This window comes from Mycobacterium sp. (genome assembly GCF_008709575.1).
Taxonomy (GTDB): domain Bacteria; phylum Actinomycetota; class Actinomycetes; order Mycobacteriales; family Mycobacteriaceae; genus Mycobacterium.
In genome coordinates this window covers 1-11,010 of the sequence record NZ_VYIK01000085.1, presented here as the reverse complement: position 1 = coordinate 11,010, position 11,010 = coordinate 1, and the positions used below count along the sequence as shown (strand labels likewise).

The following is an 11,010-nucleotide window of genomic DNA, read 5'->3' as shown; positions in this document are numbered from 1 at the left end:
GGGCGGCCGCCTCGATTTCACCGACCGTCCTCGACAGGGGCGGCACCCCGCCGGCAGGGTGAAGCAACACAATCGGGTGGTTTTCTGCGCCCTCGGGCTGCTTGGTGGTCGATTCGGACATAATCAAGAAGGGGAGCGTGAACCCAGGTCGGTCACCCCGACCGGCGGCAAACCCGCCGCGTACTCGAGCACCTCGCAAAACGCCTCGACGTGGGTCGCGATGTCGAGAGTCAGGGCAGTCCAGGATGCGCGCAGCTCCAGCTGGTGAGCGCGTGGCGGCCCGGAGATGTCACCGTAACGCACCGAGGTGGTGGTGGCGACCGTGCCACCGAGCGCGATGTGCTCAGCGCGCGCCTGCAGTGCGTCGACCAGCCAGCTCCAGGCTACTTCCGGCAGCAGGGGGTCGACGGCTTCGCTGGCGTCCAGATCCGCCTGGATGTAGGCAACCATTCGGGTGGTGCCGTCCCACGCGTCGGCGCCGTCCGGATCGTAGAGCAGAATCAACCGGCCGAAGGCTTCGCCGCCGACCGAGCCCTCGGAGCCTGTCGAGCTGAGCGCCCCCTCGGGGTGTGCGACCTCGGCGCCGAGCGCGTAGCTATACGGCGCGAGTCGCTGGGGCGGCCGGATCGGGCCCAGCTTGATCTCCGACCGCACGGTGGCAGACTTCATCGCCGCCACCGCCTCACGGAAGGAAATCGGCTCGGCTGAGGTCACTGTGCGCTGCTCCTTCGCATCGCCTCGCTCTGCATCGTCGCCGGCGGTGTTTATGGTGCGCCGCTCCTTCGCATCGCTTCGCTCTGCATCGTCGCCGGCGGTGTTTACTGTGCGCCGCTCCTCCGCATCGCTTCGCTCTGCATCGTCGCCGGCGCGGATCACAACGCTCGACGCTAGACCTAACCGGCGACACGCGCACCCAGGCACGCCGCAAACGCGCCGTAGGTACCCCTCTACCAGAGGATATCGGCGGAAAAACGGGCCGGCCGTTTCTCCCGATGCGCGGCCAGACCCTCGGCGACGTCCGGACCGCTGAAGCTGAGGAATTCCAGGCCGAGGGCAGTTTCGAAGGCGGGCGCAAACATCCGGTACCAGTGGTTGAGGCTGTGCTTGGTGAACCGGATCGCGGATTGGGCCCCTCTGGCAAGGTCTGCCGCGATACGGGTCGCGGTGGCGAGCACCTGGTCGTCGTCGACGCAGGTCGACACCAGCCCGATTCGCTCGGCCTCGGCACCGCTGAGCGGTTCGCAGGTCAGCAGGTAGTACTTCGCCTTGGCCATGCCCACCAGCAGTGGCCAGCAGATCGCCGCGTGATCGCCGGCGGCCACGCCCAGCTTGGTATGCCCGTCGATGATCTTGGCGCCGCGGCCGGCCACTGACACGTCGGCGAGCAGCGCGACCACCAGGCCCGCGCCGACGGCCGGCCCCCGGATCGCCGAAACCACCGGTTTGTCGAGGTTGATAAGGTTAAGCACCAGGTCACGGGCCTCGCGCATGATGCGCATCCGGTCGGGGAAATCCCCCATGGTCTCTTCGATCAGGTCGAAGCTGCCGCCGGAGGAGAAGGCCCTGCCCTCCCCGCGGACCAGGACCGCGCGCACGTCGGGGTCGCGGTCGATCGCCGGCCAGATGTCGGCGAGGTCCCGGTGCATCTGCGGGCCCACCGAGTTCAGGCCGGGCGCGTCGAGAATCACCTGGAGCACGCCTTCGTGACCGGATTCGCCACCGGATTCGATACGCAGACTGGGAAAATCGTCGTAGTTGACCGGAGGCTGACGCACTGGCATACCTGGATGTTACGCACACCCGGTGCTGAGGTTGGGCGCGGCCGACGTCGGCGAAGCGCCGCCGGCGCTGGTCATGGCAGCATTGAGCGCGATGAGTACGCGTCGCGACCTTGCCGAGTCGCCGTATCTGGCCGTGGCCCGCGGCCGTAAGTCGCAGCGGGTGCCGGTGTGGTTCATGCGGCAGGCCGGCCGGTCGCTGCCCGAGTACCGGGCATTGCGGGCTCGGCACAACATGCTGGCGGCCTGTTTCGATGCCGAGTTGGTCTGCGAGATCACCCTGCAGCCGGTGCGTCGTCATGGCGTCGATGCGGCGATTCTGTTCTCCGACATCGTGGTGCCGCTGCTCGGCGCCGGCGTCGACCTGGACATCGTCCCCGCCGTCGGACCGGTCATCACGTCGCCGGTACGGACCGCGGCCGACGTCGATGGGCTCAAACCCCTCGACCCGCAGCGCATTGCGCCGGTGTCGGACGCGGTCACGCTGTTGATATCCGCGCTCGGCGACGTCCCGCTGATCGGATTCGGCGGCGCGCCGTTCACGTTGGCGTCCTACCTGGTCGAAGGCGGGCCGAGCCGCCACCACGCCCGCACCAAGGCGATGATGCTGGCCGAGCCGGACACCTGGCACGCGCTGATGGGAAAGCTGACCGAGATCACCGTCGGCTTCCTGCGGGCGCAACTCGACGCCGGTGTGGACGCCATCCAGGTTTTCGACTCGTGGGCTGGTGCCCTGTCGCTGGCTGACTACCGCGCCTACGTGCTACCGCACAGCGCTCAGGTGTTCGCCGCGCTGGCCGGGCACGGCGTCCCGATGACGCACTTCGGGGTGGGCACCGCCGAACTGCTGGGCGCGATGTCGGCTGCCGCCAAACCCGCAACAGCGACCATCGTCGGGGTCGACTGGCGGACCTCACTGACCGACGCCGCCGCCCGGGTCGAGCCCGGCACCGTGCTGCAGGGCAACCTCGACCCCGCGGTGCTGCTGGCCGGCTGGCCGGTGGTGGAGCGGGTGGCGCGTGCCGTGGTCGACGACGGGCGGCGTGCCGTCGAGGCCGGCGCGGCCGGGCATGTGTTCAACCTCGGGCACGGGGTGCTGCCCGATACCGATCCCGGCGTGCTGACCGAGCTGGTGTCGCTGGTCCACTCACTATGAACACGTATTGCGTTGTCGGTGGTGGGATCTCAGGATTGACGGCGGCCTACCGGCTACGGCAGGCGGTCGGTGACGAGACCACGATCACGTTGTTCGACCCGGCCGATCGGCTCGGTGGGGTGTTGCGCACCGAGCGGGTCGGCCCAGCATCGATGGACGTCGGCGCCGAGGCTTTCGTGATGCGCCGTCCCGAGGTGCCGGCGCTGCTGGCCGAACTGGGCCTGGGCGACCGGCAGCTGGGCACGACCGGGGCGCGGCCGCTGATCTACAGCCAGGCCAGCCTGCATCCGATGCCGCCGGACACCCTCAACGGGATCCCGTCGTCAGCGCAGTCGGTGGCCGGGCTGGTCGACGAGGCGACACTCGCACGGATGGCCGCCGAACCCAGCCGGCCGCTACGCTGGCGGGCCGGCAGCGATCCGGCGGTGGCGGACTTGGTGGCCGACCGGTTCGGCGATCAGGTGGTGGCCCGGTCGGTAGACCCGCTGCTGGGCGGGGTGTACGCGGGTTCGGCGGCCACCATCGGTCTGCGCGCAGCGGCCCCAGCGCTGGCCGCGGCCCTCGACAGGGGTGCGGCCAGCCTGACCGAGGCGGTCCGCCGGGCGCTGCCGGCGAGCACCGGCGCGCCGGTGTTCGGCGCGGTCGACGGCGGCTACCGGGTGCTAGTCGACGAGCTGGCACGGCGCAGCCGGGTGACGTGGGTGCGGGCTGGGGTGCGTGGGCTGCAGCGCGCGCGGCCGGGTTGGACCTTGTACGACGTCAGCGGCGGACGCTGGCACGCCGACGCGGTGATCCTGGCCGTTCCGGCCGCCGAGCTGGCCCGTCTGGTCGCCGATGTCGCTCCGCGCACTGCGGCGGCCGCCGCCCGCGTGGTCAGCGCCTCGTCGGTGGTGGTCGCGCTCGCGCTGCCGGCCGGCACCGTGTTGCCGGAGCAGTCCGGGATTTTGGTGGCAAGTGGAGAACCGTTGCACACCAAGGCGATTACACTGTCTTCGCGCAAATGGGGACGCCGCACCGAGGTGGAGCTGTTGCGGCTGTCCTTTGGCCGGTTCGGTGACGATCTCACCTGTCGGGCATCCGACGACGAGCTGCTGGCCTGGGCGGTCGGCGACCTCGCCACGGTGTTCGGAGTGACCGTGGAACCGGTGGCTGTCCACCTGCGACGCTGGGTTGACGCGATGCCGCAGTACGGACCGGGCCATGCCGACCTGGTCGCCGAGTTGCGGGCCGGGTTGCCGCCGACCCTCGCGGTGGCCGGCAACTTCCTCGACGGAATCGGGGTGCCGGCGTGCATCGCCGTGGCCGGGACAGCGGTCGCGAAGCTCACAGGTGCCTTGCGAAGCGAAGTGGCACCATAGGGTTATGGCCCGCCTAGACTACGACGCGTTGAACGCCACACTTCGCTACCTGATGTTTTCGGTGTTCGCGGTACGGCCCGGCGCGCTCGGCGAAGAACGCGAGGCCGTCGTCGACGAGACCGCGACCTTCCTCAAGCAGCAGGAGGAACGCGGCGTGGTGGTGCGCGGGCTCTACGACGTCGCGGGCTTGCGCGCTGACGTCGATTTCATGATCTGGACCCATGCGCAGCGCGTCGAAGCGCTTCAGGGTACCTACGCCGACTTCCGCCGCACCACCACGCTGGGCCGGGCATCGACCCCGGTGTGGAGCGCCGTGGCGCTGCACCGGCCTGCGGAGTTCAACAAGAGTCACATCCCGGCTTTTCTGGCCGGCGAGGAGCCCGGCGCCTACATCTGTGTCTATCCGTTCGTGCGGTCCTACGAGTGGTATCTGCTGCCCGACGAGGAACGCCGCCGCATGCTCGCCGAACACGGGATGGCCGCGCGTGAGTACAAAGACGTCCGGGCTAACACGGTGCCGGCGTTTGCCCTGGGAGATTACGAGTGGATACTGGCGTTCGAGGCGCCCGAGCTGCATCGCATCGTCGATTTGATGCGCGAGCTGCGCGCTACCGACGCTCGCCGTCATACCCGCGCCGAGACGCCGTTTTTCACCGGGCCGCGGGTAGCCGTCGAGCAGCTGGTCGCGTCACTGCCGTGAGCTGCGCGCCGTCGGGCGTGAGCGGGCAAACTGGTCAAATGGACATCCCCGTCAACCATCACGCCGGTCAATCCCACTTCGCCGGACCGGTTGGACTCGTGGTCGGGCTCATCATGCTGGTTGCGGGCCGCGCTCGCGCCCGCCTGGTGGTCGACCTGGCCGGTGTGTCCGAGTCGGACCGTGCCGTCGACATTGGCTGCGGTCCGGGCAATGCCGTCAGAGCCGCCGCCAGGCGCCGGGCGCAGGTGACCGGAGTGGACCCGGCGACGGCGATGCTTCGCCTGGCCCGGGCCATGACCCGCGACCAAGCGGGCGTCACCTGGGTGCACGGCAGCGCGGAAAACCTGCCGCTGCCAGATGGTTCGGCGACGGTTGCCTGGTCGGTTGCGAGCGTGCACCATTGGACGGACGTCGCCGCGGGTCTGGCTGAGGTCCGCCGGGTGCTCGTCACGGGAGGGCGGTTCCTGGCGATCGAGCGCCGGGTGCGACCCGGTGCCACCGGGCTCGCCAGCCACGGATGGACCGACCAACAAGCGACGACCTTCGCGGACTGCTGTCGCAGCGCCGGTTTTGACGGCGTGCAGGTCGAGACAACGACGCTGGGGCGCCATGTCGCCCAGGTGGTGAGCGGGCAGCGATGAACCAACCAGCAGCCGACTCCGGCCGTTTCGAGCAGATGTACCGCGACGAGCGGACCTCGCATGGTCTGCCGATGGCGACACCGTGGGATATCGGCGGCCCGCAGCCGGTGGTGCAGCGCCTGGTGGCGCTGGGCGCGGTCACAGGCGAAGTGCTCGACCCGGGCACCGGCCCCGGGCACCACGCGATCTACTACGCGTCGAAGGGCTACTCGGCCACCGGCATCGATGCGTCGCCGGCCGCGCTGGAGCGTGCGCGGGAGAACGCCCGAAAGGCTGGGGTATCGGTGAACTTTCAGCTGGCCGACGCCACCAAGCTCGACGGGCTGGAGAACCGGTTCGACACCGTCGTCGACTGCGCGTTTTACCACACCTTCAGCGAGGACAAGGACCTTCAGCGGTCCTACGCGCAAGCGTTACACCGGGCCACCAAACCGGGAGCGCGACTTTTCATGTTCGAGTTCGGCCCCCGCAACGTCAACGGCTTTGCCATGCCGCGCGCGTTGTCCGAAGACGATTTCCGGCAGGTGCTGCCCGGGGCCGGCTGGGAAATCGGCTATCTGGGGCCTACCACCTATTTGGTCAACCTGAGCACGGAAAACTTCGAGCTAATGCTGGCCCGCAATCCCGATCAGGCCGACCAGATCAAACCGCTGGCCGAAAGGTTCCGGATCATCGAGCCGTGGCTGGAGGACGGCCCGGCGCACGCGCCGTTCTGGGAGTGCCACGCCGTCCGGATTGACTGATCCGCCGCGAAGGTGCAACCACCGACGCCGGCTCTCGATCGCGAAATAGGTCGGCAGCTGCACTCTCGCGGGGTCAGGCGGTGGGGACCAACCTCAGGCAGATCGAGTTGATGCAATACCGCAGATCCGTCGGCGTCGGGTAGCCCTCCCCGGCGAACACGTGGCCCAAATGGCTGTGGCAGTTGGCACACAGCACCTCGGTGCGGCGCATGCCCATCGAGTCGTCGGGGCGCACGATCACCGCATCGGAATTCGCCGGATCGTAGAACGACGGCCAGCCGCAATGGGATTCGAACTTCTCGCTGCTACGGAACAATTCGGCGCCGCACGCCCGGCAATGGTAGACGCCTTCGGTCTTGGTGTCGGTGTACTCACCGGTGAACGCGGGCTCGGTGCCGCCTCGGCGCAGCACCGCGAACTCCTGCGGAGTAAGTTTGGCACGCCATTCGTCATCGGTTAGTTGCAGACTCATGTCTTAACGCTAACCCGCCACCGCGGATCGATCCCGTTCGCCAGCCGATTTTCTGCCTTGGCATCCAGATAGCGGAAATACAGCACGCAGAACACCACGATCAGCAGCAGCGACCAGCCGTAGGTGATCTTCAAGTATTCCAGCGGACGCCCGATGAACATCCAGTTGAACAACAGCCAGCGGTCCAGGGTCAAAAACCCGTAGATCCCCAGCCAGGCCGGCCAATTGCGGATCACCGAGTTGGGCAGCACCACCGTCATCAGGAACGGGAACAGCATCATCGAGTAGTAGCCCTGGGCCAGCGACAGCACCAGCCATGACCACAGCAGCAACACTCCGGAGGACGTGAGCAGCCAAAATCGCGGATCGCGGATCCGGTAAAAGCGATACAGCAGCCACATGCTGCCGATCGCGATCAGCGTGAACAGGATTCGCATCACTGTGATCAGCCAGGTCGGCAGACCGAAGTAGACGCCGTTGCCCAGGATCGAGCTGTTGAAATAATCGCGGGTGCCCAGAATGTAGGGCAGCGTGCGGGTGACGAAGTCCATCGGGTCGCTCACCAACGGCCACGCGGCGGCGTTGACCGCCAGCGGCACCACGACCGCGCTGACGAGCGCCCGCCATTGGCGGTTGAGCAGCGGCAGCAACAACAGCGGCGCCAGCACCGGTTTGACCACCAGCGTCACGCCGATCGCCGCTCCGGCCCACCACTGGCGGTCGGCTCTGCCGTCGAGCAGCCACCCCAAGAACAGCACCTCGGCCAGCAGAACGCAGCCGTTGATGTTGGTGAACACCAGCGTATTGGTCACGCTTTCGGTGGCGAACATCGCCAGCAGCAGGGCCGGCGCCGCCACCGAGGCCAGGGTGAAGTCGAACATCCGCAGCAACAGGTAGGCCGCGAGGACGATCGCGGCGGTGTTGCAGGCGATGAACAGGTAGCGCGACTCGGCGAACGGCAGATATCCGAACGGTGCCATGATCAGCGTGCCGCCGGGCGGGTAGAGGTAATGCGGGTCGACGTAGTCGAAGTGCTCGTTGTAGATGTCCCAGCCGTGCCGGAAGTTCAGCACCGCGCGGTAGACCGGTTTGAAGTCGTCGGTGATGTTGCCGTTGGTGGTGACAACGACGCTGCGGTGAATCACCGACAGGATGGCCGCCGGCCACAACGCCGAGCGCAGTACGGCCGCGGTGCTGGGGGCGCTGGTGCGGGGCCGAAACAGGGCCAGCACCGAATCGCCCACGCTGCGATGAGGGGAGTCAACTGCTGTCACCAGCGCACCGTACACCGGGCGGCCGTCGGGCCGAAGGATCAGGCGGGACAGTAGGTGTCGGTCGCGGGCAGGTTGCCGGTGTCGAGGTAGGCGATGAACGGTGGCAGGGCGCACGGGGAGTAGATGCTGGCGCCGTGGCCGACGCCTTGCCACATCACCCGCTTGCTGGCCGCGTTGGCGTTGATGATGATCGCGGCCGTCGAGGCGACGCTCTCTGACCCGACGATCGGGTCGTTTTGGACACCGAGCAGCAACACGTTGACCTTGAGGTTCTTCGGCGGTTGCGGCGCGGAGCTGACCGGCCAGTGTACGCATTTCACCAGGTTCAAAGCGCCGACGGCGCCGAATTGCGGGTACAGCTTGTTCCAGGCCACGACCAGCTCGCGTACCCGATCCGGAGTTGGGCGCTCCAGTGCGTCGCTGCAGGAATCGACGAACTGGCCGTCGGTGTTGCGCATGGCTTCGGCCCGGTTGATCAGGCTGGTCAGCAGATTGGTGTCGCCGGCGCGGGCACCGGCCAAGGCGGTGGCCAGATCGGTGGTGTTGGTGGCGCTGTCGCCGGTGGGATAGCCCAGTGCGGTGGAGATGGCGTTGGCCACCGCGGCCACCGACGCGCCGCCGGGTCCGTGGCCGGCGCGGGCGTCGGCCAGCAGCGAGCTGACCGCGCTCTTGGGATCGGGCCCCAGGGCGCAGTTCAGTGCCGCGCATTGGCCGGCGAAGGCATCCAGCGCCGCCTGCTCGCCTTTGACCTGCTGTTCGGCGGCGGCTTCGGCCGCGACATCCAACGCTATCGGCGAGTCGAGGATCAGGCGGGCGATCTGGCCGGAGTGGGCGCCGGCATACGCCAGGGCGACCTGGGCGCCGCTGCCGATACCGGCCAGCGCCAGCGCGGGCACGTCCCAGATGCTGCGCAGCTTCTCCAGGTCGGCCGCGGCGTGGGTGTTGTCGTAGGAGGAGTCGCCGGGGGCGATCGTGTCGGTGCAGTTGGTGGTGGCGGTCTGGGCGACGTCGGACAGGTTGGCCACCTGGTCGTTACCGGGTTCGAACTGCGCCTGGTTGTGCATCGTTTGGCGGTCGAACCGGTCGCGGCAGTCGATCGGACTCGACATCCCGATTCCGCGCCGGTCGACGCCGACTATCGGGCGGTGGCGCAGCACGTCACCGCCCGCGCGGGACAGCCACACCGGAAGTTGCTGCGACGACGGCAGGTCCGAGCCGGTGGTGAAGACCAGCGGGCCGGCGTCGGCGGGGGTCTGTACCGAGCGGGCGCGGACCACGCCGATGCTGATCGTCCCGGATGCACCGTTGACCGGGTCGAGATCGGAGTCGTAGTTGGCGCAGTCCAGCTTGATGCCCGGCGGGGCGGGCACTGCGGCGCCGCCGAACAGCCGCGCCGTGCAGTCGCGCCAGGACAGGTCGTTTTTGGGGACTGCGATCGAGGGCGGGCCGCTGGGCGCGGGTGGCGTCGCGACGCGTCCCTGCGGACGGGGGCCGGAGTTGGTGGCAAAGCGCGGGTCGGCGGCCAACCCCGGGGCGCAGCCGACGAGCAGCGCGCTCGCCGCGATCAGCGCGGCGGTGTGGACAACGTGCCGGCTCATGCCGACCACAGTAGCCACAATCTCTAGTCGGTCTTGACATAGCGCGTGTAGAGGTACCCGTCGTCATCGGTGAGAATGTGCACGCAACGCATCGGGGTTCGCAGCTGCCCCGGACCGGCCGCGATGCGTTGGGCCCGGCCGCCGACCAGGCACGGCGCGACGGTCAGGCACAGCTCGTCAAGCATGCCGCGCTCGAGGAAGGAACCGAGCAGCGTCGGGCCGCCCTCGGTGAGGATTCGGCGCAAGCCGCGCTCGGTCAGCCTGTTCAGCACGACGCCCTCGTCAACCCGGCCCGGGTCGGCGGCCGAGCAGTCGATGACATCGGCGATACCGGCCAGCCGACGCCGGGTGACCTCGGCGGCAATTGTGCAGGTCAGCACCAGCGGCGCCACCTCGGTGTTGGTGAACACCGGCATGTCGCGGTCCAGGTGGCCGGACTTGGTGACGATCGCCAATGGCGGGACCTCGCTTTGCTCGCGGGCCGCACGGTGTTGTCGCTGGGTGACGGTCGGCCGGGCACCCGCGTAGTTCTCCGTGCGGACCGTGCCCGCACCGACGAGGATCACGTCGGCAAGTGCGCGTAGCAGGTTGAACAAGGCCCGGTCCACCGGCCCACCCAGCTGACTGGTGGTGCCGTCGAGGGCAGCGGCACCATCGAGGCTGGCGATGAAGTTCGCCCGCACCCATACCCGTTCGTCAGGGTAGGCGTAGAGCTTCGCCAGCTCGTCGTCGTCGACCCGGCGCGCCGACCCGAGCAGGGTGAGCGGGGGCGCAGCCGGCTGTGATTGTGGGCCGGGCATGACCATGATTGCAGCACGCGGCCGCGGCGGCGTCGTGCACGGCCCCACCTTCGCCGACGGCTTGTTGCGTGCGGGATGATGAAGCGATGAGACGGCTATTCGTGCTGGCGGCTCTGGCGGCGATCGGGCTGGCCGGGCCGGTGCGCGCCGACCCGACCGACCCTGATGCGGACTTCGTGGCCACCCTCGACAAGGCCGGGATCACCTACCGCAGCCCGCAGCAAGCCGTCGCCGCCGCAAAACAGGTGTGCGCGCTGATGGGCCGGGGACAGACCGGCCCCGACGTCGTCCGCCAGATGACCCAGGCTAATCCCGGCTTCGCCGAAGCCGGCGCCGAGCAGTTCACCGCGATCGCGGCGAGCGCTTACTGCCCGCAATACATCGTCAACCGGGGCGGTGGCGCAGGGGGCGATTAGGTGGGGTCGGGATAGTAGTGGCTAGTTTTCCAGGCGCTGTGCGCCGCCGTGGGATAAGAAAATGGGCCCACCGT

12 protein-coding genes are annotated in these 11,010 nt (G+C 68.5%); 6 read left to right on the top strand and 6 right to left on the bottom strand.

Annotated features, from left to right (window positions below):
* Positions 1–123: 123 nt before the first annotated feature.
* Both F6Q13_RS15825 and F6Q13_RS15820 read right to left on the bottom strand, forming a co-directional pair.
* On the bottom strand, positions 124–768 hold the full coding sequence (locus F6Q13_RS15825; RefSeq protein ID WP_293058512.1) for a DUF3000 domain-containing protein: 645 nt from the start codon (positions 766–768) through the stop codon (positions 124–126).
* Between the two features lie 179 nt (positions 769–947).
* Entirely contained in the window at positions 948–1,781 is an 834-nt protein-coding gene (locus F6Q13_RS15820) for an enoyl-CoA hydratase/isomerase family protein (protein WP_293058506.1), read from the bottom strand.
* Between the two features lie 91 nt (positions 1,782–1,872).
* On the opposite strand from F6Q13_RS15820, the gene hemE reads away from it, so the two are divergent.
* Genes hemE through F6Q13_RS15795 form a run of 5 tightly spaced genes read left to right on the top strand, consistent with a single transcriptional unit; the run spans position 1,873 to position 6,376 of the window.
* Positions 1,873–2,934: a uroporphyrinogen decarboxylase gene (gene hemE, locus F6Q13_RS15815; RefSeq protein ID WP_293058509.1), complete on the top strand. Its 1,062-nt coding sequence runs from the start codon at positions 1,873–1,875 to the stop codon at positions 2,932–2,934.
* A complete protein-coding gene (locus F6Q13_RS15810) occupies positions 2,931–4,292 on the top strand; it encodes a protoporphyrinogen oxidase (RefSeq protein ID WP_293058503.1) in 1,362 nt (453 codons plus the stop codon). Before hemE ends, F6Q13_RS15810 begins: the two co-directional genes overlap by 4 nt.
* A gap of 4 nt (positions 4,293–4,296) precedes the next feature.
* Positions 4,297–4,992 carry a hydrogen peroxide-dependent heme synthase gene (gene hemQ, locus F6Q13_RS15805; RefSeq protein ID WP_293058500.1) on the top strand — a complete coding sequence of 232 codons (696 nt, stop codon included), beginning with the start codon at positions 4,297–4,299 and terminating at the stop codon, positions 4,990–4,992.
* A gap of 38 nt (positions 4,993–5,030) precedes the next feature.
* On the top strand, positions 5,031–5,633 hold the full coding sequence (locus F6Q13_RS15800) for a class I SAM-dependent methyltransferase (protein ID WP_293058497.1): 603 nt from the start codon (positions 5,031–5,033) through the stop codon (positions 5,631–5,633).
* A complete protein-coding gene (locus F6Q13_RS15795) occupies positions 5,630–6,376 on the top strand; it encodes a class I SAM-dependent methyltransferase (RefSeq protein ID WP_293058494.1) in 747 nt (248 codons plus the stop codon). The genes F6Q13_RS15800 and F6Q13_RS15795 overlap by 4 nt, the downstream gene beginning before the upstream one ends.
* A gap of 73 nt (positions 6,377–6,449) precedes the next feature.
* Here the strand turns inward: F6Q13_RS15795 and msrB are convergent, their stop codons facing one another.
* Genes msrB through F6Q13_RS15775 form a run of 4 tightly spaced genes read right to left on the bottom strand, consistent with a single transcriptional unit; the run spans position 6,450 to position 10,520 of the window.
* Entirely contained in the window at positions 6,450–6,848 is a 399-nt protein-coding gene (msrB, locus tag F6Q13_RS15790; protein ID WP_293058492.1) for a peptide-methionine (R)-S-oxide reductase MsrB, read from the bottom strand.
* The gene (gene aftC, locus F6Q13_RS15785; RefSeq protein WP_293058489.1) at positions 6,845–8,137 is read right to left on the bottom strand and encodes an arabinofuranan 3-O-arabinosyltransferase; all 1,293 of its coding nucleotides are present in this window, start codon (positions 8,135–8,137) and stop codon (positions 6,845–6,847) included. Before aftC ends, msrB begins: the two co-directional genes overlap by 4 nt.
* Positions 8,138–8,160: 23 nt before the next feature.
* Complete coding sequence (locus F6Q13_RS15780) at positions 8,161–9,720, bottom strand: alpha/beta hydrolase (RefSeq protein ID WP_293058486.1); 1,560 nt, start codon at positions 9,718–9,720, stop codon at positions 8,161–8,163.
* Between the two features lie 23 nt (positions 9,721–9,743).
* Positions 9,744–10,520, bottom strand: coding sequence for a pyrimidine reductase family protein (locus tag F6Q13_RS15775; protein ID WP_293058483.1), 777 nt, complete (start codon positions 10,518–10,520; stop codon positions 9,744–9,746).
* A gap of 86 nt (positions 10,521–10,606) precedes the next feature.
* Between F6Q13_RS15775 and F6Q13_RS15770 the strand changes: the two genes are divergently transcribed.
* Positions 10,607–10,936: a DUF732 domain-containing protein gene (locus F6Q13_RS15770; RefSeq protein WP_293058480.1), complete on the top strand. Its 330-nt coding sequence runs from the start codon at positions 10,607–10,609 to the stop codon at positions 10,934–10,936.
* Positions 10,937–11,010: the final 74 nt, after the last annotated feature.

Excerpts from the sequence above, each read along its gene's own strand:
- F6Q13_RS15820 (WP_293058506.1), bottom strand. The coding sequence starts at position 1,781 with ATGCCAGTGCGTCAGCCTCCGGTCAACTACGACGATTTTCCCAGTCTG.
- hemE (WP_293058509.1), top strand. The coding sequence starts at position 1,873 with ATGAGTACGCGTCGCGACCTTGCCGAGTCGCCGTATCTGGCCGTGGCC.
- F6Q13_RS15810 (WP_293058503.1), top strand. The coding sequence starts at position 2,931 with ATGAACACGTATTGCGTTGTCGGTGGTGGGATCTCAGGATTGACGGCG.
- hemQ (WP_293058500.1), top strand. The coding sequence starts at position 4,297 with ATGGCCCGCCTAGACTACGACGCGTTGAACGCCACACTTCGCTACCTG.
- F6Q13_RS15800 (WP_293058497.1), top strand. The coding sequence starts at position 5,031 with ATGGACATCCCCGTCAACCATCACGCCGGTCAATCCCACTTCGCCGGA.
- F6Q13_RS15795 (WP_293058494.1), top strand. The coding sequence starts at position 5,630 with ATGAACCAACCAGCAGCCGACTCCGGCCGTTTCGAGCAGATGTACCGC.
- msrB (WP_293058492.1), bottom strand. The coding sequence starts at position 6,848 with ATGAGTCTGCAACTAACCGATGACGAATGGCGTGCCAAACTTACTCCG.
- F6Q13_RS15780 (WP_293058486.1), bottom strand. The coding sequence starts at position 9,720 with ATGAGCCGGCACGTTGTCCACACCGCCGCGCTGATCGCGGCGAGCGCG.
- F6Q13_RS15775 (WP_293058483.1), bottom strand. The coding sequence starts at position 10,520 with ATGCCCGGCCCACAATCACAGCCGGCTGCGCCCCCGCTCACCCTGCTC.
- F6Q13_RS15770 (WP_293058480.1), top strand. The coding sequence starts at position 10,607 with ATGAGACGGCTATTCGTGCTGGCGGCTCTGGCGGCGATCGGGCTGGCC.